At 72.5% G+C, this 21,116-nt stretch carries 21 protein-coding genes and 1 pseudogene; 13 read left to right on the plus strand and 9 right to left on the minus strand.

Annotated features, from left to right (window positions below; all coding sequences use genetic code 11):
• Positions 1–8: 8 nt before the first annotated feature.
• Both ABLE53_RS05975 and ccsA read right to left on the minus strand, forming a co-directional pair.
• Complete coding sequence (locus ABLE53_RS05975) at positions 9–422, minus strand: cytochrome c maturation protein CcmE (RefSeq protein ID WP_348857819.1); 414 nt, start codon at positions 420–422, stop codon at positions 9–11.
• A gap of 85 nt (positions 423–507) precedes the next feature.
• Positions 508–1,242, minus strand: a complete 735-nt coding sequence (gene ccsA, locus ABLE53_RS05980; RefSeq protein ID WP_348857820.1) for a cytochrome c biogenesis protein CcsA — start codon at positions 1,240–1,242, stop codon at positions 508–510.
• Between the two features lie 265 nt (positions 1,243–1,507).
• Between ccsA and coxB the strand changes: the two genes are divergently transcribed.
• Genes coxB through ABLE53_RS06030 form a run of 10 tightly spaced genes read left to right on the plus strand, consistent with a single transcriptional unit; the run spans position 1,508 to position 10,304 of the window.
• Positions 1,508–2,446 (plus strand): cytochrome c oxidase subunit II, encoded by a 939-nt coding sequence (gene coxB / locus ABLE53_RS05985; protein WP_348857821.1) that lies wholly within the window; start codon positions 1,508–1,510, stop codon positions 2,444–2,446.
• A 7-nt stretch (positions 2,447–2,453) separates the two neighbouring features.
• Positions 2,454–4,436 (plus strand): cytochrome c oxidase subunit I, encoded by a 1,983-nt coding sequence (gene ctaD, locus ABLE53_RS05990; RefSeq protein WP_348857822.1) that lies wholly within the window; start codon positions 2,454–2,456, stop codon positions 4,434–4,436.
• Entirely contained in the window at positions 4,433–5,065 is a 633-nt protein-coding gene (locus ABLE53_RS05995; protein WP_348857823.1) for a cytochrome c oxidase subunit 3, read from the plus strand. The genes ctaD and ABLE53_RS05995 overlap by 4 nt, the downstream gene beginning before the upstream one ends.
• Complete coding sequence (locus ABLE53_RS06000) at positions 5,062–5,616, plus strand: hypothetical protein (protein ID WP_348857825.1); 555 nt, start codon at positions 5,062–5,064, stop codon at positions 5,614–5,616. The genes ABLE53_RS05995 and ABLE53_RS06000 overlap by 4 nt, the downstream gene beginning before the upstream one ends.
• The gene (locus ABLE53_RS06005) at positions 5,613–6,491 is read left to right on the plus strand and encodes a cytochrome c oxidase assembly protein (protein ID WP_348857827.1); all 879 of its coding nucleotides are present in this window, start codon (positions 5,613–5,615) and stop codon (positions 6,489–6,491) included. The genes ABLE53_RS06000 and ABLE53_RS06005 overlap by 4 nt, the downstream gene beginning before the upstream one ends.
• 29 nt (positions 6,492–6,520) lie before the next feature.
• The gene (locus tag ABLE53_RS06010; protein ID WP_348857828.1) at positions 6,521–6,937 is read left to right on the plus strand and encodes a c-type cytochrome; all 417 of its coding nucleotides are present in this window, start codon (positions 6,521–6,523) and stop codon (positions 6,935–6,937) included.
• 1 nt (position 6,938) lies between these two features.
• Positions 6,939–7,751 carry a cytochrome bc1 complex diheme cytochrome c subunit gene (gene qcrC, locus ABLE53_RS06015; protein WP_348857829.1) on the plus strand — a complete coding sequence of 271 codons (813 nt, stop codon included), beginning with the start codon at positions 6,939–6,941 and terminating at the stop codon, positions 7,749–7,751.
• The gene (locus ABLE53_RS06020; protein ID WP_348857830.1) at positions 7,748–8,602 is read left to right on the plus strand and encodes a ubiquinol-cytochrome c reductase iron-sulfur subunit; all 855 of its coding nucleotides are present in this window, start codon (positions 7,748–7,750) and stop codon (positions 8,600–8,602) included. Before qcrC ends, ABLE53_RS06020 begins: the two co-directional genes overlap by 4 nt.
• Positions 8,602–9,987 (plus strand): cytochrome bc1 complex cytochrome b subunit, encoded by a 1,386-nt coding sequence (qcrB, locus tag ABLE53_RS06025; RefSeq protein WP_348857831.1) that lies wholly within the window; start codon positions 8,602–8,604, stop codon positions 9,985–9,987. Before ABLE53_RS06020 ends, qcrB begins: the two co-directional genes overlap by 1 nt.
• On the plus strand, positions 9,984–10,304 hold the full coding sequence (locus ABLE53_RS06030) for a hypothetical protein (RefSeq protein ID WP_348857832.1): 321 nt from the start codon (positions 9,984–9,986) through the stop codon (positions 10,302–10,304). The genes qcrB and ABLE53_RS06030 overlap by 4 nt, the downstream gene beginning before the upstream one ends.
• A gap of 1 nt (position 10,305) precedes the next feature.
• Here ABLE53_RS06030 and nrfD read toward each other — a convergent pair whose 3' ends face one another.
• From nrfD to ABLE53_RS06055, 6 genes and pseudogenes are all read right to left on the minus strand, one after another.
• Positions 10,306–11,343, minus strand: a complete 1,038-nt coding sequence (gene nrfD / locus ABLE53_RS06035) for an NrfD/PsrC family molybdoenzyme membrane anchor subunit (RefSeq protein ID WP_348857833.1) — start codon at positions 11,341–11,343, stop codon at positions 10,306–10,308.
• Positions 11,340–12,236, minus strand: a complete 897-nt coding sequence (locus ABLE53_RS06040) for a 4Fe-4S dicluster domain-containing protein (RefSeq protein WP_348857834.1) — start codon at positions 12,234–12,236, stop codon at positions 11,340–11,342. The genes nrfD and ABLE53_RS06040 overlap by 4 nt, the downstream gene beginning before the upstream one ends.
• A gap of 2 nt (positions 12,237–12,238) precedes the next feature.
• A pseudogene (gene fdh, locus ABLE53_RS06045) lies at positions 12,239–14,920 on the minus strand (formate dehydrogenase); the annotation flags it as partial.
• A 12-nt stretch (positions 14,921–14,932) separates the two neighbouring features.
• Entirely contained in the window at positions 14,933–15,499 is a 567-nt protein-coding gene (locus ABLE53_RS24895; protein WP_484555210.1) for a hypothetical protein, read from the minus strand.
• A complete protein-coding gene (locus tag ABLE53_RS06050) occupies positions 15,499–16,524 on the minus strand; it encodes a hemerythrin domain-containing protein (protein WP_348857836.1) in 1,026 nt (341 codons plus the stop codon). The genes ABLE53_RS24895 and ABLE53_RS06050 overlap by 1 nt, the downstream gene beginning before the upstream one ends.
• A 114-nt stretch (positions 16,525–16,638) precedes the next feature.
• On the minus strand, positions 16,639–17,124 hold the full coding sequence (locus tag ABLE53_RS06055) for a MarR family winged helix-turn-helix transcriptional regulator (protein ID WP_348857837.1): 486 nt from the start codon (positions 17,122–17,124) through the stop codon (positions 16,639–16,641).
• A 198-nt stretch (positions 17,125–17,322) separates the two neighbouring features.
• Between ABLE53_RS06055 and ABLE53_RS06060 the strand changes: the two genes are divergently transcribed.
• Both ABLE53_RS06060 and ABLE53_RS06065 read left to right on the plus strand, forming a co-directional pair.
• Positions 17,323–17,982 (plus strand): acetate uptake transporter family protein, encoded by a 660-nt coding sequence (locus ABLE53_RS06060; protein WP_348857838.1) that lies wholly within the window; start codon positions 17,323–17,325, stop codon positions 17,980–17,982.
• Positions 17,983–18,105: 123 nt separating this feature from the next.
• The gene (locus ABLE53_RS06065) at positions 18,106–18,990 is read left to right on the plus strand and encodes a sigma-70 family RNA polymerase sigma factor (RefSeq protein WP_348857839.1); all 885 of its coding nucleotides are present in this window, start codon (positions 18,106–18,108) and stop codon (positions 18,988–18,990) included.
• A 46-nt stretch (positions 18,991–19,036) separates the two neighbouring features.
• Here the strand turns inward: ABLE53_RS06065 and ABLE53_RS06070 are convergent, their stop codons facing one another.
• Entirely contained in the window at positions 19,037–19,417 is a 381-nt protein-coding gene (locus ABLE53_RS06070) for a YciI family protein (protein WP_348857840.1), read from the minus strand.
• Between the two features lie 286 nt (positions 19,418–19,703).
• On the opposite strand from ABLE53_RS06070, the gene ABLE53_RS06075 reads away from it, so the two are divergent.
• A complete protein-coding gene (locus ABLE53_RS06075) occupies positions 19,704–21,110 on the plus strand; it encodes a DNA-binding protein (protein WP_348857841.1) in 1,407 nt (468 codons plus the stop codon).
• The last annotated feature ends 6 nt before the right edge of the window (positions 21,111–21,116 follow it).

The raw sequence follows: 21,116 nt of genomic DNA on the forward strand, positions 1-21,116 counted from the left end.
GTGGTCCATCAGTGGTCGAGCACCTCGGAGGGCTCGTACTGGTTGTCATGGCGTACGACGACGGAGCCGGCCTCGAAGACGCCGCGGTCGTCCAGGGTGCCGTTCACGACCGCGCCCTGCCCGGCCCGGAAGGTCTGGGGCGGGACGGTCCGGCTGACGACCTCGACCTGCTGCTTGCCGTCGGTGAGCGCGAACCGCACCGTCCCGCCGGAGCGGTGGATCGAGCCGTCGACGACGAGCCCGCCGAGACGGACCTGGTGGCTGCTTGGCGCCGCGAGCAGCTCGCTCGGCGTGCGGTAGTAGGTGAGGGTCCCCTCCGCGCCGGCCGTCGCCAGCAGGGAGACACCGACCACGACCGCGGCGACGAGCACGAGTAGCGGGAGGCGGGCGCGCCACCCGCCAGGGAGCCGCGGCCGCCTCACGACCGCCTCCGCAGCACCGTCCAGACCAGCAGCGCCCACACCGCCACCGCCAGCAGGTAGCCCACCGCGACCGTCGTCCAGCCGGTCATGCCCCGGTCTCCTCGCGCATCGGGGGGACCGGCGCACGCTCCGCCGGGGCGGCCGGCACCGCGGCCGGGGACGTCGGGGCGGTCAGCTGCAGCACCCGTCGCCGGACGTACCACGCCCCCGCCAGGGTGAATGCCAGCACGCCGACCAGCAGTGCCAGCAGCATCAGCGGCGCGATCGGCGGCGACAGGCTCGGGCGCAGGACTGTAGGCGGCTGGTGGAGCGTCCGCCACCAGAGCACGGAGAAGTGCGCGATCGGCACCTCGACCGAGAAGACCAGCCCGGCCACCGCAGCACGACGGCGGACCCGGTCCTCGTCCCCGGGCAGCGACCGCAGGGCGAGGTAGGCGACGTAGCTGACCAGCAGCAGCGCGGTGGTCACGAGCCGCGGATCCCAGGCCCACCAGACCCCCCAGGCCGAGTGTCCCCACAGGCTGCCCTCGGCGATCGCGAGAGCAGTCATGGCGACCCCCAGCTCCGCGGCGGCACGCGCCACCGCGTCGTACGGGCCGGGGCGGCGCAGCAGCACCGCGATGCTGCAGAGCGCGACGCAGGCGAACGCGGCGAACGCGGTCCACGCGCCCGGGACGTGGACGTACATCAGCCGCTGCGGCTCGCCCTGGATCGCGGCACGCGGCGCGACCACGAGGGCGAGTACGGCGGCGACCGCGGCGACACCGAGGGCGGCCGGCCCGAGACGAGTGCCGGCACGAGCAGCCCATGAACGCACCACGGCCCGTCATCTCCTTCGGGGATCGGCAAGATCGTGCGCTTCCGGTTCCCGATCGGACCTCCGCTATTCGCTCGGCCGCCTGCTTCTGCGAACTTCTCAGTTCTTCCCAAGGTCCTCCCGCTCCTCTCCTCCCGTCCCGGGCCCGCGACGACTCCGTCGACGACGTTTGCCGGACCGCCGTGGTGGTACCGACAGACAGCCCGCGGGCCGCACCGCGGGCGCAGCCTGCGGGCCCGGCGGAGCGGTCGAGGAAGGGTGGTGAGCGGTGAGCCGTATCGGCGCCGAGGATCACTCGACGTTCTCCCCGGTCGGCCCCAAGGCCGACTTCTCGACCACCGCCTGGTGGCTGCTCTTCGGGGTCGCCGCGTTCGTCTGCGTGGTGGTCATCGCGCTCGTCGTCGGCGCGATGATCTCCCGGAGAAAGGCGGCGAAGGTCCGCGAGGGTGAGGCGAAGGGCTTCGTCATGACGTTCGGCGTCGTCATCCCGGCCGTGGTGCTCGCCGCCACCTTCGCGCTCAGCGTCGCCGGCATCGCCAAGAACGCGAAGCCGTCCCGCCCGGCCGCGCTGAAGGTGCAGGTCGTCGGCCACCAGTGGTGGTGGGAGGTGCGCTACCCCGACAGCGGTGCCGTGACGGCGAACGAGATCCACGTGCCCCTCGGCACGCCGGTGGAGCTGCAGCTCACCTCCGACGACGTCATCCACAGCTTCTGGGTGCCGGCGATCATGCCGAAGCTGGACCTGATCCCCGGGCACACCAACGACACCTGGATGACCGTGGACGACGCCGGCACCTACCGCGGGCAGTGCGCCGAGTACTGCGGCCTCCAGCACGCCCACATGGCGTTCACGGTCGTCGCCGAGCCCGAGGCGAAGTTCCAGCAGTGGCTCGGCGACCAGGCCGACCCCGCCGTGCAGCCGACCACGGCGGAGGAGCGGAAGGGGTACGACGTCCTCACGTCGGGCAGCTGCGCGAGCTGCCACACGGTGCGCGGCACTCCCGCGGACGGCAAGGTCGGCCCGGACCTCACCCACCTGGCCGACCGGTCCCGGCTGGCAGCCGAGACGATCCCGAACGACCGCGGCCACCTCGGCGGCTGGATCGCCAACTCGCAGCAGATCAAGCCGGGCAACAAGATGCCGCCGCAGCCGCTGTCGCCCGGCGACCTGACCGCCGTGATCACCTACCTGGAGAGCCTGAAGTGAGCGTGCGATGACGACCGAGCGGGTGGCGCCGGACAGCGAGATCATGGCGCAGGACGTCGAGGCGGCGGCCGCGGGCATGCTCCGCGAGCGTGCCGTGGCCGAGGGCGCCGTCGGCGAACGGCTCCGGGCCGTGTGGGAGGAGGAGCCCGGCTTCAAGGGCTTCGTCACGACGGTCAACCACAAGCGGATCGGCCGCCGCTACCTCGTCACCGCGGCGTTCTTCTTCATGCTCGCCGGCATCCAGGCGCTCGTCATGCGCACGCAGCTCGGGTCGCCGAACAACTCGGTGGTGAGCCCGGAGACGTACGACCAGCTCTTCAGCCTGCACGGCACGGCGATGATCTTCTTCTTCGCCACCCCGATGAACTCCGGGTTCGGGAACTTCTTCCTGCCGCTGATGATCGGCACCCGGGACATGGCCTTCCCGCGGCTCAACGCGCTCAGCTACTGGATCTTCCTGTTCTCCGGGCTCTTCATGTTCGCCAGCCTTCCGCTCGGGATGGCCCCCGACGGCGGCTGGTTCGCCTACGTCCCGCTCGCCGACCGGCTCGCCGGCCACGGCCTGGAGTTCTACGCGCTCGGACTGCTCTTCCTCGCCGTCTCCAGCACGCTCGGGTCGATCAACCTGATCGTCACCGCGCTCAAGATGCGGGCACCGGGAATGACGCTCGCCCGGGTCCCGATCTTCGTGTGGGCGGTCGTGACGCAGTCGTTCATGCTGCTCTTCGCCCTGCCGCCGCTCGACGTCGCCAACGCGATGCTCTTCATGGACCGACGGTTCGGCACGCAGTTCTTCGTGGAATCCGGTGGCGGCGACACGATCCTGTGGCAGCACCTGTTCTGGCTCTTCGGCCACCCGGACGTCTACATCATCGTGCTGCCGGCGATGGGGATCATCTCCTCGGTCATCCCGACCTTCTCCCGGCGGCCCATCGCGGCGTACTCCTTCGTCGTCCTCGCCACCGTCGCGACCGGGATCATCTCCTTCGGCGTCTGGGTGCACCACATGTTCGCGGTGGGCATCTCCGACGTCGCACAGAGCTTCTTCGCCGCGGCGACGCTGACGATCAGCCTGCCCGCGGGCATCCAGATGTTCGCCTGGCTGGCGACGATGTGGCGCGGGCGGATCGTGGTGTCGACCGCGATGCTGTACGCCGTCGGCTTCATCATCACCTTCGTGATCGGCGGCGTCACCGGCGTGATGTTCGCCGTCGTGCCGTTCGACCAGCAGGTGACCGACTCCTACTTCGTGGTCGCCCACTTCCACTACGTGCTCTTCGGCGGCGCGGTCATGCCGATGCTCGCCGGTCTCTTCTACTGGTGGCCGAAGATGACCGGCCGGATGCTCCACGAGAAGGCCGGGATGTGGAGCTTCGCCGTCGTGTTCGTCGGCTTCAACCTGACCTTCTTCCCGATGCACATCAGCGGCCTGCTCGGCATGCCGCGGCGGATCTACACCTACGACAGCGACCTCGGCTGGACGGTGTGGAACGTCTTGTCGACCATCGGGTCGTACGTCCTCGGCGCCGGGTTCCTGCTCACCCTCGGCGTCTTCGCGGAGAGCCTGCTGCGGCGCCGCTGGGCACCCGACGACCCGTGGGGCGGCAACAGCCTCGAGTGGGCGACCGCCTCCCCGCCGGAGGACTACAACTTCCCGGTCGTGCCGACCGTGCACAGCCTCAACCCGCTGTGGGACGACCGCACGCTGCCATCGATGGTGGAGCACCGGCACGACGGCGTACGCACCATGACGGACAAGCACGAGGCGCTGCGGACCAGCGAGCTCGACGCGCGGGTCGAGGAGCCGATGGCGATGCCCAGCGACACCCCCGTCCCGCTCTGGCTGGCCCTCGCGCTGACGCTGTGCGTCGTCTTCCTGATGGCCGGGTGGTACGTCGCCTCGGTGGTCGCCTTCGCGGTGGTGGCCGCCGTCGCGGTGTACTGGATGTGGGACCGCCCCGACGTCGAGGAGATCGAGGAGGCGGCATGACCGACCTGACCGAGCACGAGGTCCTCGTCCGGCCGCGGGCGGCGCCGGAGGCTCCCGCCGGCCGGACGACCGGCTGGTGGGCGATGGTGCTCTTCATCTCGACCGAGGCGGCGACGTTCGCGGCCATCCTGGCGAGCGACTTCTACCTCCGCTTCTCAGCCAAGGGCAGCTGGCCGCCGACGTCGGAGAAGGAGCCGGACCTGGTGCTGCCCACCACGGCCACGGTGATCATCCTGGTCAGCTGCCTGCCGATGCTGCTGGGCTCGCTCGCCGCCGCCCGCGGGTCGCGGGCCGGCGGCCTGCTCGGCACGCTCGGGGCGTTCGCCGGAGGCGTCGCGTTCCTGGTCCTGCAGATCGTCGACTGGCTCTCGGAGTGGCCGGACTCGACGGTCAGCAAGGACGCCTACGGCTCACTCTTCTACGCGATCACCGGACTCCATGCCGCCCACGTCCTGATCGGGGTCGGCATGCTGGCGTTCCTGCTGGTGAGCCTGGCCGTACGCCGGGCCGCGGCCCGCCCGCGCGGACCGGTGTCGCTGGTGGCGATGTACTGGTACTTCATGGGCGTCGTCGCCGTGGCCGTCTACGTGACCGTGTATCTCTCCGCGACGCTGTGGGCGACCCGATGAGGCGGCAGCCTGCGAAGGACGCGGCTCGCAACACGGTCCGCGACACGGCCCGCGAGGCGACGCGGGAAGTGACCGGCCACCCGGTCCGGGAGACCCCGGCCGAGGGCCCGCCCGTCCGACGCGGTGAGCGTATCCCGGCCGTGCTGTTGTGGTACGCCGTGCTGGCCGCACCGGTCGCCTGGGCGGTGCACCTGCTGGTCGCCTGGAGCGTGTCGGAGCTCGCCTGCCTGGCGCCGTCGTCCTCGGGGGTCCTGCTCCAAGGCGGCTCGCTGGCCGGCGGGGCCCGGATCGCGGTCTGGCTCGGCACGCTCGTGCCGTGGCTGGTGGCCGTCAGCGCCGTCGTCGCCTGCGTGGTCGTGACGCTCCGGCGCCGGCGGCTGCGCAGGCGGGTCCGCCGGCAGCCGGGCGAGACGGCCGACGCCTTCGTCGACGTACTCGCGGCCGAGCGCGTCTCGCTGCTGCTGGTGGTGGCGTGGTTCCTGTCGGTGATGTCGGTGACCGCCATCACCGGGGGCGGGATCGCCCTGGCGGTGCTGGAGGCGTGCGCGTGATCCCGCTGCACCTGACCGGCACCGGCGGCGGGCTCGGCCCCGTGGTCCTGATCGCGCTCGGCGTCACCGTGCTCGGCTGCTGGTACGCCGCCGGCCTGTGGGAGGTGATGGACCATCCGCAGGGGCGGCGACAGCAGCGCTGGCGCGCGCCGGCGGTGCTCACCGGCGTGGTGGTGCTCCTCGCCGTCACCGTGCCGCCGCTCGGCGACGTGCTCGAGGAGCGGCTCTCGACCCACATGGCACAGCACCTGGTGATCCTCACCGTGGTCGCGCCGCTGCTGGCGGTCGGCGCCCCGGGCCAGGTGCTGCTCGCGGCACTCTCGCCGACGGTGCGCCGGCCGCTCGTCGCCCTCGCTCACCACCTGCCCGGGCGGGCGCTCGCGACACCGCTCGCCTGGCTGGTCAGCGTGGCCGGGCTGTGGCTGTGGCACCTGCCCGCGGCGTACGACGCGGCCGTCCGCTCCACCGGGGTGCACCTGCTCGAGCACGCCACCTTCCTGCTGACCGCCTGGCTCTTCTGGGCCCGGCTCGTCCGGCTGGCCCGAACGCCCGGGCGTGGGATCGCGGCCGCGGCGTACGTGGCCGCGGCTGTGCCGCCGGGGGCCGCGCTCGGGGCGGTGCTCACCTTCGCCGACCGGCCGCTCTACCCGCTGCAGGCGGCGCACGCCCGCGCCGTCGGCATCGATCCTCTGCTCGACCAGCGGATCGCGGGCATCGTGATGTGGGTACCGCTCGACCTGGTCTACCTCGCTGTCGCGATCTGGCTGTTCGCGCGCTGGCTGCGCGGATTGCAGGAGTCCGCCCCGGACGCCGCCGGGACGAGCACGCTGCCGGCCGACGTGCGGCCGGCGCAGGCGGAGGTGACCTCGAAGTGACCGGACGTGAGCGGAGCGGAGGTGAGAGCGTGAGCGGCCGCCGCCGTAGGGTCGCCGCCCTCTCCGCGACCGCGGGTTGGGTCGTGGTATCCCTGGCTGCCGTCGTACTGACCTCGTGCGGGGGCGAGTCGGAGCGCGACGCCGCACCGCCGCAGGTGGCCCGGTCGGGCGATCCCGACCGCGGCGCGCAGCTGATCTCGTCGTACGGCTGCGCCAGCTGTCACACCGTGCCGGGCGTCGCCGACGCCCACGGCCTGGTGGGGCCGCCGCTGACCGAGTTCGCCCGGCGCAGCTACATCGCCGGGGAGCTGCCGAACACCGAGGCCAACCTCCACCGCTGGATCGAGGACCCGCAGGCCGTGGAGCCGGGCACGGCGATGCCCGACCTGGGGGTGACGCCGCAGGACGCCGCCGACATCACCGCCTACCTCTACACGCTGAGGTGACATGAGAGAACGGCCCAGCCCCTCCCGCACCCGTGCGCGGCTGCTCTGCGCGGCCGCGGTGCTCGCCGCCGCTGCGGTGCTCGCCCTCACGGCGGCGCGGAGCACCGGCACCGCGAGCGTCGCCGCCCCCGCGGCGGACGCGGCCGGCGCTGCGGACCAGGCAACCGGCCGGGAGGTCTTCCTGCGCGACTGCGCCTGGTGCCACGGGACCGACGGCTCCGGCACACACAACGGCCCCTCGCTCACCGACGTCGGCGCGGAGGCCGCGGACTTCTACCTCCGCACCGGCCGGATGCCGCTGGACTCGCCGGACCAGGACGTCCGGCGCGGGCCGCCGGCGTACGACGACGCCACCATCTCCGCCCTGGTGAGCTATGTCGGCAGCCTCGACAACGGTCCGGGGATCCCCGCCCTGGCCGCGGGCGACGCCGTCAGCGGCCGCACGCTCTTCCTGGAGAACTGCGCGGCCTGTCACTCCGCGAGCGGCACGGGCGCCATCGTCAGCGGCGGCCAGCCGGCCCCCGACCTGTGGCACACCCAGAAGCGCCAGGTCGCCGAGGCGATGCGGGTGGGCCCGGGCCCCATGCCGCCGTTCAGCGAGAAGCAGCTCGACCAGCAGGACGTCGACGACATCGTCGCGTACGTCCACCAGCTCGGCTCGTCCCAGGACGTCGGCGGCGCCGGCCTCGACCAGTACGGCCCCATCATCGAGGGCGCGGTGGCCCTCTTCGTCCTGCTGCCCTGCCTGCTCGTGGTGATCCGTCTCCTCGGCCGGCGCGCGCCCGAGCGGTCCAAGGGGGAGGAGCAGCAGTGAGCAGACCCGATCGGGCGCCGCGCAGCGTCGTCCTGGCCTTCCTCCTCAGCGCGCTGGGCGCGGCCGGCTTCGCCGCCAGCTACGTCCTCGACCTCGGCAACGAGGCCCTCGGCGGCTGCCTCGGCGCCGCCTTCGCCTTCCTCGCCCTCGGCCTGGCCCGGTGGTCCAGCCTCATCGAGGGGCACGAGCCGGACTACGTCGAGGAGCGCGCCGTCGGCCCGACCCCGAAGCCGCAGTACGACGCCTTCCGGCGAGCCCTCACCGAGCAGCCGGTGCCGCGCTCGGGTGTGCTGTGGGGCGCCCTCGGCACGGCGGTGGCGGCGATCGGCGGCGCCGCGCTCTTCCCACTGCGCTCGCTGCTGCCGTCGATGGGCACCGATCCCGACGACGTCCTGATGCGCACGCCGTGGCAGGCAGGCACCCGGCTCGTCACCGAGGAGGGCGAGCCGATCCGTCCCGACGACCTCGAGGTCGGTGGCGCGGTGACGGCCTTTCCCGAGGGGCTCGACCCACGAGAGCACGTCGACACCACGACGATGCTCATCCGGGTCGATCCCGCCGTGCTCCGCCTCCCCGCGGGCAGGCAGGACTGGGTGGTCGCCGGCGTCGTCGCCTACTCGAAGCTCTGCACCCACGCGGGGTGCCCGGTCGGGCTCTACACCGACAGCTCCCGCGAGCTGATGTGCCCGTGCCATCACTCGGTGTTCGACGTGACCGACGGCGCCCGGCCGGTCGAGGGCCCGGCACCGCATCCGCTGCCGCAGCTGCCGCTGGGCAGCGACGAGAGCGGCTACCTGGTCGCGCGCGGCGACTTCAGCGGCCCGGTCGGCCCCGGATGGGGGAACCACTGATGGCCGGCATCCTGCTCAGCCTGCTGCCGCGCCCGCGGCCGATGCGGAAGCTCGACGAGCGGCTGGGCGTCGCCGGCACGGGCCGCAGCGTGCTGGCCAAGATCTTCCCGGACCACTGGTCGTTCATGATGGGTGAGATCGCGCTCTACAGCTTCGTCTTCCTGGTCGCCAGCGGTATTTACCTCGCGCTCTTCTTCGAGCCCAGCTCGGCGATGACGGTGTACGACGGCCACTACCGGCCGATGCAGGGCCAGGAGGTCTCCGCGGCGTACGCCTCCTCGATCCGGCTGAGCTGGGACGTCCGAGGCGGGCTGCTGCTGCGGCAGGCGCACCACTGGGCCGCTCACCTCTTCATCGGGTCGATCGTGCTGCACCTGTGCCGGATCTTCCTCACCGGGTCGTTCCGGCGGCCGCGTGAGCTCAACTGGACGATCGGCGTCACGATGCTGATCCTCGCGATCTTCAACGCCTTCGCCGGCTACTCGCTCCCCGACGACCTGCTCTCGGGCACCGGCCTGCGGATCTTCAGCGCGATCACGCAGTCGATCCCTGTCGTCGGCAGCTGGCTCAGCTTCCTGATCTTCGACGGCGAGTTCCCGGGCCGGGAGATCATCCAGCGGCTCTACCTGCTCCACGTCCTGGTCGTGCCGGCGGTCCTCGCCATCCTGATCTCCGCGCACCTGGCGATCCTGATCCGGCAGAAGCACACCCACTTCCCCGGACCGGGCCGGCGCGACTCGAACGTCGTCGGGTCGCGGATGTGGCCGTCGTACGCGCTCCGCTCGCTGTCGCTGCTCGCCGCCGTCTGCGCTGCCGTCCTCCTCGCCGGCGGGCTGCTCCAGATCAACCCGGTGTGGGCGTGGGGGGACTTCGACCCGGCCACGATCACGGCGCCTTCGGTGGCCGACTGGTACATCCTCTGGATCGAGGGCGCGCTGCGGCTCTTCCCACCGGTGGAGTTCCGGGTCTTCGGCCTCGAGGTGCCCAACCAGTTCTGGCCGGGCGTGGTCCTGCCGGCCCTGGTCTTCGGCACGCTCTACCTGTGGCCGTGGCTCGACCGGCGATGGACCGGCGACCGCGCGCCCCATCACCTCACCGGCAGCCCCCGCGAGTCGCCGCTGCGGGTGGCGCTGGCCTCGGCGATGCTGACCTTCATGGCCGTCCTGCTGGTCGCCGGGTCGGAGGAGCTCATCGTGCAGTGGACCGGCTGGACCGTCGCGGCGATCCGGGACGTCCTGCGCGTCCTCGTCTTCGTGCTCCCGATCGCCGCCGGCCTGGTCGGCTGGTGGGTCGCTGAGTCGCTGCGCCTCAGCGACGTCGGACACGCCGTCGAGCTGGGCCGCCACGAGCTCGTCGCCGGGCTGCGGCGGCGGCGTGAGGCATGAGCCCCGCGGCCCCCGGCGGCACCGTCGAGGTGTGGCGCCAGGACGACGGCGCCTGGCGCTGGCGCTGGGTGTCGCCGGACGGCGCGACCACCCTGGTCAGCCACCGCAGCTTCGACGAACGGGAGGAGGCCGTCGAGAGCGCCCAGGAGGCCTACCCCGGCTTGCCGGTGCCCGAGCCGGAGCCGGCGGCACCCCGTCGGCGCCGGGTCCGGCGGCTCGCCGTGGCGGCTGCCGTCGTGATGGCGGTCGCGGTCGTCGTACGACACCGGGCCGGTCGTCCTGCATCGGCCGGGCACGACGTGCCACGGCGCCGGTGAGTCAGCGCGCCCGGAGCCGCTCGCGCTGCGGCTGCACCGTGTAGCGCGGGTCCTCGGCCGAGGCGACGCCCGCGGAGAAGACCCCGACCCTGGTGCAGGCCGAGCCGGCCATCAGCATGGCGCCCGCCACGGCGCCCGCCGTACGACGGGCGCGACCCTCTCCCCGGGTCAGAAGGGCGAGCGCGGAGCCGGCCAGGGCGAGCCCCTCACCGACCTTGGCCCAGCGGCCGGGACGGCCCGTGTGGTAGGGCTCGGCGACGACGCCCAGCCGGCGCTCCATCAGCTTCAGACCGACGACCTCCGTCAGGGCGCCGATCACCCCGACGCGACGGGGCACGCCCCCCCCGGACCGGGCACCGAGCAGGCCGAGCCCGCCGGCCGCCATCGCCCCCGAGCCGACGAAGACGAACGGCATCTCGCGGTAGCCGTCGTGCCACGCCGGGACCGCCGTGTCGCTGATCAGCACGGCGGTGTACGACGCGACCGCAGGACCGAGCACGGCCGCTCCCGCGGTGCCCGCCGCCCCGAGCGGCCGCATCCTGCCGGTCAGCGCCGACCCCGCGGCGACGAGCGCCGCCGGCGCGTACGCCGAGAGCAGCCAGGCGCCGACGTTCATCGGCGAGGTCACCTTCACGACGCGCAGCATGTTGAGGAAGCGGGCGGGTCGGCCGAGGTCGTGCACGAGCGCCGCGAGCGAGAGGACGGCGGCGCCGGCGGCGCCGGTCTTGCTCACCCGGGCGAGCCGGTCGTCGCCGCGCAGATCGGCGGCGGCGCCGACGAGGGACGACGCCCCGGCGAGCCCGCCGAGGAAGAGGTAGCCGGCGATGTCGGTCGCGGACCAGACCGGCTTGTTGAGGACCGGCTGGCCGTAGTAGGAGCGGAACTCCGCGTCGGGCACCATCGCGCGCTCGCCGCGCCGCCCGCCCCGCCGCCGGCGGCGGGCGGTCCGGTCGTCGGCCGGTGCCTCCCGGCCCGGGCGGGGGTGCTCGAGCCCCTCGCGGGTGACGCCGGACTCGTTGCCGCCGGGGTGGTTGCTCATGACTCCCCTCCCAGGGCCGCGGCCGCCACGCCGGCGGCGAGGGCGAGAGCGGCCAGCCCCGCCCGCCGCCACATGGCCGGCAGGTCGCGGGTCGTCACGACCGGGTCCGGCGGCAGGCCGTACGCCTCCGGCTCGTCGAGGAGCAGAAAGAACGCGCCGTCGCCGCCGACACCGTCGTCCGGGTCACGTCCGTAGAGCCGTGCGACGTCCACACCGCGCTCGTGCAGCTGCTCGACCCGGGCGTCGGCCCGCTCGCGCAGCTCGTCGAGCGGCCCGAACTGGATCGAGTCGGTCGGGCAGGCCTTCGCGCACGCCGGCTCCATCCCGACGCCGAGCCGGTCGTAGCACAGGGTGCACTTCCAGGCCCGGCCGTCCTCCTTGCGCTGGTCGATGACGCCGTAGGGGCAGGCGGGGATGCAGTAGCCGCACCCGTTGCAGATGTCCTCCTGCACGACGACCGTGCCGAACTCGGTGCGGAAGAGCGATCCGGTCGGGCAGACGTCGAGGCAGGCGGCGTGGGTGCAGTGCTTGCAGACATCGGAGGCCATCAGCCACTGCAGCTGGCCCTCCTCGTCGATGAGGTCGCCGCCGGGCGGCAGGTCCGGGCGGATGTCGGGAGCGTCGGCGGGAGCGCCGACCTCCGGCATGCCGAGGTCGACCGCCGCCGTACCGCTGCGGTTCTCGATGAACGCCACGTGCCGCCAGGTGTCGGCGCCGAGGCCCTCGGAGTTGTCGTACGACATCCCGCTGAACGCCAACCCGTCCTCGGGGACGTGGTTCCACTCCTTGCAGGCCACCTCGCAGGCCTTGCAGCCGATGCAGACCGAGGTGTCGGTGAAGAACCCCATCCGGGGCGGCGCGTCGTCGTACTCGCTCTCGGGGATCAGTTCCACGCTCAGATCTCCGTCCCGGTGTCGTCGTCGATGCCGGCCCGCCGCTGGTAGTCGCGCACCAGCGCCACCCGGTCGGCGCCGCGGGGGCGGCGCCCGGGTCGGATGTCGCAGGCCAGCGCCTTGACCTCCTGGATGTGGACGTTCGGGTCCAGCGCCACCGAGGTGAGCTCGTTCGCCGCGTCTCCGGTGCTGTAGCCGTTGGGTCCCCAGTGGTAGGGCACTCCCACCTGGTGGACGGTGCGACCGGCCACCCGCAGTGGCGCGATCCGCTCGGTGACCATCACCCGCGCCTCGATCGCGTTCCGGGCGGTCACGATCGTCGCCCAGCCGCCGTGCTCAAGCCCGCGCTCGGCGGCGAGCTCGGGGGACACCTCGCAAAAGAGCTCCGGCTGGAGCTCGGCGAGGTAAGGAACCCAGCGGGTCATACCGCCGGCAGTGTGGTGCTCGGTGAGCCGGTAGGTGGTCAACGGATAGGGGAAGAGCTCCGCCCCCGGCTGGTCGCCGCTGGGCTGCAGCCGGTTGTTCTCGTGCGGGTGGAGCTCACGTGCAGGGTTGCGCTGCTGCCGGTAGAGCGGGTTGCGGAAGGGCGACTCCTGCGGCTCGTAGTGGGTCGGCAGGGGTCCGTCGGTGAGCCCGGACGGTACGAACAGCCATGCCTTGCCGTCGGCCTGCATGACGAACGGGTCGATGCCGGTCAGCGCCTCTGCGCCCTTCGCCCCGGCCGGCGGCCGGTAGTGTGGCGACTTGTCCGCGGCGAAGTCGGCGATGTCGTGGCCGGTCCACAGCGCGTTGTCCTCGTCCCACCAGACGTAGGCCTTGCGCTCGCTCCACGGCTTGCCGTCGGGATCGGCCGAGGCGCGGTTGTAGAGCAACCGTCGGTTGGCCGGCCAGGCCCAGCCCCACTCGGGAGCGACCCAGCTCTGCTCGCCGGCGGGCTTGCGTCGGGCCGCTTGGTTGACGCCGTCGCTGTAGACGCCGCAGTAGATCCAGCAGCCGCACGCGGTCGAGCCGTCCTCGTTGAGCTGCTCGTAGCTGGACAGCGGGTCGCCGTTGGCGTCCCAGCCGTTGATCTCGGCGACGACCGCCTCGGCCTCGGGCTCGGCGTGCCGCCCCTTGGTCGGGTAGTCCCAGGTCAGATCGAGGATCGGCCGGTCGCGGGGGTCGGTCGACGCGGCCAGCTTCTCCCGGATCCGCCGGCCGAGGTGGAAGGTGAACCACAGGTCGCTGCGGGCGTCGCCCTCGGGCTCGACCGCCTGGTGGTGGAACTGCAGCAGCCGCTGGGTGTTGGTGAAGCTGCCGTCCTTCTCCGTGTGCGCCGCGGCCGGCAGGAAGAAGACCTCGGTCCCGATGTCCTCCGTGCGCAGCTCGCCGGTCTCGATCTCCGGGCCGTCCTTCCACCAGGTCGCGCTCTCGATGAGGGAGAAGTCGCGGACGACGAGCCAGTCGAGCTTCGCCATCGCCAGCCGCTGCAGCTTGGCGTTCGCGGAGCCGACCGCAGGGTTCTCGCCGATCAGGAGGTAGCCGTTGGTCTCCCCAGCAAGCTGCGCCATGACCGTGTCGTACGTCGACGCGCTGCCGGTCAGCCGCGGCAGGTAGTCGAAGCAGAAGTCGTTCTCCTCGGTCGCGGCCCCTCCCCACCACGCCTTGAGCAGGCTGACCATGTAGGACCGGCTCTCCGCCCCGTAGCCCTTCTCGGTCGAGTCGGCCTCGATGTAGGCGTCGAGGTCCTCGTGCTCGTGGGCGTGCGGCATCGGCAGGTAGCCGGGCAGCAGGTTGTAGAGCGTCGGGATGTCGGTCGAGCCCTGGATGCTGGCGTGGCCGCGTAGCGCCAGGATGCCGCCGCCGGGCCGGCCGATGTTGCCGAGCAGGCTCTGCAGGATCGCCGCCGCGCGGATGTACTGCACCCCGACGGTGTGCTGGGTCCAGCCGACGGCGTAGCAGAACGCGCTGGTCCGGTCGCGACCGGAGTTCGCGACCAGCGCGTCGGCGACCTTGCCGAAGAGGTCCTGCGGGATGCCGCAGATCTCCTCGACCGCCTCGGGGGTGTAGCGGGCGTAGTGCCGCTTGAGCACCTGGAAGACGCAGCGCGGGTGCTGCAGCGTCTCGTCGTACTCGATGTCTCCGCTGATCGAGGCACCGCCCGAGCCGTGCGCCTCGCCCCGACCGGCCTTGCGTACGCCGCTCTTCTGGCCCGAGCCGGCGCGGTCCTCGTACTGCTGGTCGCGCTGGCCCGACGCCGCCTGGACCTCCGCGCCCTCGTACTGCCAGGTGTGGAAGTCGTAGCTGCGGTCGTCGGGGTCGAAGCCGGAGAAGACACCGTCGTTGTCCTCTGCGTCCACATAGTCCTCGGTGAGGATGGTGGCGGCGTTGGTGTAGGCGACGACGTACTCCTTGAAGTAGGCGTCGTTCTGCAGCACGTGGTTGATCAGGCCGCCGAGGAACGCGATGTCGGTTCCGGCCCGGATCGGGACGTGCAGGTCTGCCAGTGCGCTGGTCCGGGTGAAGCGAGGGTCGACGTGGATGATCGTGGCCCCACGCGCCTTGGCCTCCATCACCCACTGGAACCCGACCGGGTGGCACTCGGCCATGTTCGAGCCCTCGATCACGATGCAGTCAGCGTTCTGCAGGTCCTGCTGGAAGGTGGTGGCCCCTCCCCGGCCGAACGAGGTCCCCAAACTGGGGACCGTGGAGGAGTGTCATATCCGCGCCTGGTTCTCGATCTGGATCGCGCCCAGCGCGGTGAACAGCTTCTTGATGAGGTAGTTCTCCTCGTTGTCGAGGGTCGCCCCCCCGAGGGTCGCGAAGCCCATCGTCCGGCTGACCTTGGTGCCGCCCACCTCGTCCTGCCAGTACGTCCGCCGGCTCTCGATCACCCGGTCGGCGATCATGTCCATCGCCGTGTCCAGGTCCAGCCGCTCCCAGTCGGTGGCGTGGGGGCGCCGGTAGAGCACCTGGTGCAGCCGGGACGAGCCGGTGGTCAGCTGGAGGCTGGCCGCGCCCTTCGGGCAGAGCCGACCCCGGCTCACCGGGGAGTCGGGGTCACCCTCGATCTGGGTGACGCGCCCGTCCTCGACGTACACGTTCTGGCCGCAGCCCACTGCGCAGTAGGGGCAGATCGACTTCACGACCTTCTCGGCGCCGGCCACCCGCGGCCGCAACTCGTCGCTGTGCCGGGACTTCGCCGCCGGCCCCCGCCCGGTCGGGTCCTCGCCCTTCAGCTGGCGGTAGACCGGCCAGCCCTCGATGAAGGTGCGGACTCCCATCAGTCACCGTCCTCTGTGTCGGGACCCCCGTCGTCGGATCCCCCGTCGGACCCCGCGTCGGACCCCGCGTCGGTACGTCGCTCCGCCTCCGCCGTCGGTCGGCCGCGACGGTCCGCGGGCCGTTCGCCCAGCGCGTCGCGGACGCGGTCCATGGCGGTGCCGGCGGCGCCGGCGACGTCGACGGCCGGTGGCTGAGCGGGCGCGTGCGGGTGCGGCCTGGTGGGGGCGTGCCGGCGCGCGCGGTCGAGCGCCCGGCCGAGCTCGATCAGCTCCTCTCCCGGCACCTGGTCGCGCAGCCGGAGGAAGACCTTCTCCTCGAAGGCGACGTGCTTGCGGCACGTGGCGGAGAGGTCCTCGACCAGGTCGTCGAAACGCTCTCCGTCGTCCGCACTCTCGCCGTCGAGCCGGGCGAGCTCCTGCAGCACGTCCTTGCCGTGCTGCTCCTGCTCCAGGGCTTGGTCGGCGAGGTCGTCGCCGTCCGGCAGCACACGCCTGACGGCGGGCCAGAGCTCCTGCTCCTCGGCCGCCTCGTGGCGCGAGAGCGCGACGGTCACCAGGTCGACGATCGATGCCCTGCTCGACCGCTGCGCCGGCGTACCGTCCTTCTTCGCCCCCGGGATCGTCGCCAGCTGCTTGAGCATCGCGGTCAACTGGTTGTGGTCGCGCATCAGCACGTCGACCGCGTCGAGGGGTTGGTCGGCGATCGGTCGCTGGGGCGGTACGGCGTCGCGGGCCGCCGCGGCCGCCCGCATCGCCGGGTCGGCATCGACACGATCGTGGACCCACCGGCGCACCGTCTCGCGGGAGGTGACGTTCTCCGCGGGCTCCGGGTTCGCGAGGTGCTGGCTGGTGCCGAGGAAGCCGGGGCGGTCGTGCGCCTGAGCCGAGGGTGCGTCTGCGCCGTCGGCCGGCAGCCCGGTGCCGATCAGATAGGCGAGGCCGGGCGTCGTGCCGGTCCGTGCGGCGATCTGCTGGTAGTCGAGCCCCTCGCGTACCAGTGCCTGCACCTGTTCCCGTCTGGGCATCGCCACCTCCTCCGGCCTTCGCGATCGGGTACCGCTGACCGGCACTGCTCAAACGTCACCGGTCGAACGTCACCGGTCCGAATCGACCCGATCGGCCGTCGCCTCACGGCGGGATCACCGCGGCGGCACCTCCACGCTGGCCAGCTCACCGGCCGCCCGGTTGAACGCGGTGAAGACGGTGTCGGCCGTCCCGAGCAGGTCAGCGGGCAGCCTGGCGAGGAGCTGGGTGAGCTCCCGGCGCCGAGCCTCGTCGACCGCCTCCAGGACGCCGCGGCCCGCTGCCGTCAGTCTCACCTCCACGGCACGCCCGTCCGTGTCGGAGCGGCGGCGTGTGACCAGGCCGGAGTCCTCGAGGTTGGCGCAGTGTCGGCTGGCATTGGACTGGTTGATGCCGAGCAGGTCGGCCAGCTCGTTGATCTTCAGCACATCCCGGGCGGCGAGGAGGACGAGGACCCGGTGCTGGATCACCGTGACCTCCACCGGCGCGGCCTCCACGCTGCGGACGGCGATCGCGACCATCGCCCTGCCCGCGGTGAGCACGGTGTCGACGAGCGAGGGGTCCGGCACTCGGCCGGGCGAGGTCTCGGACTCGGCGCCCATGTCCTCATCCTCCCGAGTCGTGCCGCTGGGTCGTGCCCCTGAGTCGTGCCGCGGAGCGGCGCTTCGGCCCAGGCTAACGACTGCGCCGCAGACGCCACCGCCGCGGCGATATGTGCGCTGGCGCATACGTCCGTGGGAGGCCGGGTACGGCGCCGTGAACGGTTCGCGACACGAGTACGCGATGGGGAAGGAGAGCCGATGGGTGTCTCCAGCCGGTCCGCTCCGTCGGACGGCGAGGCTGCCCCGGCGCGGGTGGTGCTCCGGCCGCTGGCGACCCCGCTGCCGCTCGGCTTCCTCGGTCAGGCGGTCGCGTCCTGGGCGTTCGGGTGCCTGCAGCTGTCCTGGATCGGCCAGGGCCAAGGACACACCATCGCGCTCGGCGTCGTGGCCTTCACGGTGCCGCTCCAGCTGGTCGCCGCCGTGCTCGGGTTCCTGGCGCGCGACCCGGTGGCGGGGACGGGCACCGCCCTGCTCGCCGGCGGCTGGGCGGTCCTCGCTGCCGCGACCCTCACCTCTCCGCCCGGCGCGACGAGCAGCGGTCTCGGCGTGCTTCTCCTCGGGGTGGCCGCCGCTCTGCTCGTCCCTGCAGCGGTGTCGGCGACCCGGCTCGCCGCCTGCGCCGTCCTGACGCTGAGCGTGGTGCGCTTCGCGGTCACCGCGGTCGCGGAGCTGACCGGAGGTCAGGGTTGGCTCCACGCGGCCGGCTGGGTCGGTGTCGTGCTCGCCGCGACGAGCCTCTACGCCGCCGCGGCGTTCGAGCTGGAGGCGATCGCCGGTCGACGGCTGCTGCCGCTGGGCCGGGTGGCCGGCCGGGCTGTCCCGTTGCACCAGGAACCCGGCGTACGCCCGATGCCGTGAGCGGCACCTGCTGGCGCCCACGGGTTGCATGCGGTCTCGCATGTGTCGGCGAGGGATCGGGTATCGCCGCTCGTCGGCCCTCCACGGGAGGCCGGCGGACCATGACCGCAGAGAGGACGAGCGATGGGCGAGGTTGACGGCACCGCGCCGCCTCGGCTCGGCGCCTGGGAGGACCCGTCCGTGCCCGCTCCGGACGGGCCCGGGCCCGCCGCCCTCGCCGCCTGCATCGCCTCCGCGGGCCTCGACGACGCGACCAGGCGACACATCACGGACGAGTGCCTGCACGCCGCGGACCGGGCCCCGTCACCAGAGGTACGACGCGACCTGTTGGACCGGGTGGTGGTGGTGAACCTGCACGTCGCGCACGCCGTCGCGATGCGCTACCGCGGCCGGGGCGTAGCCACCGAGGACCTCGAGCAGATCGCCGACATGGCGCTGGTCCAGGCCTCCCGCTCGTTCGAGCCCGCGCGCGGCCACGACTTCCTGACGTACGCCGTCCCCACGATCCGGGGTGCGATCCTGCACCACTTCCGCGACCAGGCCTGGGCCGTCCGTCCGCCCGGCCCGGTCCGCGACCTGCAGCTGCGGGCGCTCGACGCCGCCGACGTGCTCGAAGCACGGCGGGGCGAGGCCACGGTCGTCGCGATCGCGTGCCATCTCGGCGAGCCGGTCCCGGACGTCGCAGAGGCGCTCGCGGCGCGCGGGTGCTTCCGGCCGAGCTCGCTCGATGCGCCGCGGGGCGAGGGCGGCATCGCCCTCGCCGACCTGCAGAGCGCCGACAGTCGCGACCTGGAGCGGGTCGAGGCCCGCCTGACCCTCGCCGCCGCGGTGCACGGCCTCGAGGACCGGGCCAAGCGGATCCTCTACCTGCGCTTCTTCGAGGGCCGGACGCAGCAGGAGATCGGTGAGGACGTCGGCATCTCGCAGATGCAGGTCTCGCGGGAGCTGCGGCGGATCCTGACCCTGCTGCGGGACGCCATCGAGGCCGACCTCGGCGAAGCGGTCTGAGCCCACCGGCGCCACTGCCTGGTCCACGCCGATCCCGCCGGGCACATCACGCGTCGCCGGGACGTGACCGTCGGAGAGCTGACTCGCGGAGCATCGCGTCGTGCTGCGGGTCGGATCCGAGCTCCCAGAGCTCCTGGTCGCAGCGGCAGGCGGCGGCCCACTTGGCGGCCCACGCGAGCGCCTCCTCGCGTGACGGCACCTCGAACACCGTGAGTCCTCCGACGGGGACCGGCCGGCCGTCGGAGACGGTCCCGTCGGCGGCGATGATGCGCGCGGTCTGTTCCTCCAGGCCGCTGCCGCACACCCGCACACCGGCGTCCATCGCCTCCTGGGTGACCGCGTGCGCGGCACTGGCGACGTCCGGCATGTCTGTGTCAGGGACATGGTCCATCGCGTGAACGTCCATCACCATCACGAACTGAGGCATCGCCAGACTCCTTCCTGGACCCGAACCGCTCCGTCTGAGCGGCGTCCACCTGTTCCACGAACGGTAGGCCCACGATCCGACACCTGGCCTGACCGCGAGGGGACGCTGCGTGCCTACCACCGGGTGGAACTGTCTGGTCCTTTACTTGCCGAGAGGCCCTCGCCGTGTGAATCTGTGAAGAGCGTCACAGTGCAACGCCGTCGGTGGAGACACGCTCGAGAGTGACCCCACATTCGGGCCGCCGGGATGTCGTCCATCGAGCCGAGCAGACCAAAGGCGATCTCTCATGACTGATGTCCGTCATCTGGAATCGGTAGTCCACGCCACAAGCACGGCGCCGGTCTACGGCGCGTGGGAGCGGTTCGTGCAGGGCGAGGACGACCTCCGCGGCGTACGTCCGGAGGTGGCGATCTCCTGGCATCGATGTCGGGACCAGTACCGCGTCGACCCCTACCTGCCGGCGGCACCCGCGGCGGTCGCCGAGGTGCACCACGGGCTCGAGCATGACGTGGTCTTCACGGAGCTGGGGTTCCGCGCGGGCGCCGTGGCGCACGAGGTCGCGAACGTCGGCGGAATCGTCACCGTCACCGACGCCGCCGGCAGGATCCTGGCCGAGTGGGGCGACAAGGAGACCAGCTCGGTCGCGGCGCAGGCGGGCCTCGCACCGCTCTTCTGCTGGTCGGAGAGCGCGGTCGGCACCAACGGCATGGGCACCGCGCTCGGGACGCAGACCCCGGTCGTGATCCGCCGCGAGGAGCACTGGTGCCAGGCCTTCCACGAATGGAGCTGCGCGGGGGTCGCGGTGCGGGACGTGGTGAGCAAGGAGCCGATCGCGGTCCTGAACATCTCCTGCTGGCGCAGTGAGCTCCCCGGGTCCGCGCGCGGCTGGCTGGCCAACGCCGCCGCCCACACCCAGAGCACGCTGCGCATGCGCGCGCGTGACCGCGGCGCCGAGCTGCTCGCCGAGTTCCACCACGCCCGGGCGCGGTCGTCCGCTCCGCTCGCCGCCGTCGACACCGCGGGCAAGGTGGTGATCGCCGACGACCTGGCGAGCGTGCTCCTCGGCGTACCCGGGAACACCCCTGCGGTCGACCCGGCGGTGCGCTGGACCCCGCAGCTGCCGGCGTTCATCGAGGCCGCGAGGTACGCCACCAGACAGGCGAGCCACAACCACGACTGGATGGGCTCGACCCAGATCCTCACCCACCTCGCCGACGAGCCGTCGCCGATCGGCATCCGCCCGCTGTTCCTCTACGGCAACCTGGTCGGGCACCTGATCTCCTTCGGGACTGCCGACGGCGAGCGAGTGCCGCACAGCGAGGCCAGCCCGCAGCCGCAGCAGCCGCACGAGGCACACCCCGGCCGGGTCGTCGGCGTCCGGGGTAACCGCACCGTGCTGCTCCGGGTGCCGGAGGTGTCGTTCGCCGAGTCGGACGGCAACGACGTGTGGCTGTCCACCGACCAGGGCAGGCTGCGGGCCGCCTCCTCGGGACTGGACAGGCTCGACCACGAGCTCGCCCCTGCCGGGTTCCTCCGGGTCCACCGCCAGTACGTCGTGAACCTCAGCCGCGTCCGCGAGGTCGAGCGGCGCGACAAGGGGGAGCTGGTCCTGGTCATGGACGACCACGACAACACGATGGTGCCGGTGTCGCGGCGCAACTCGCGTGCCGTGCGTCGGGCGCTGGGGATCTGAGGCCGG

This window comes from Nocardioides asiaticus, from assembly GCF_040049175.1.
Lineage (GTDB): Bacteria > Actinomycetota > Actinomycetes > Propionibacteriales > Nocardioidaceae > Nocardioides > Nocardioides cheoyonin.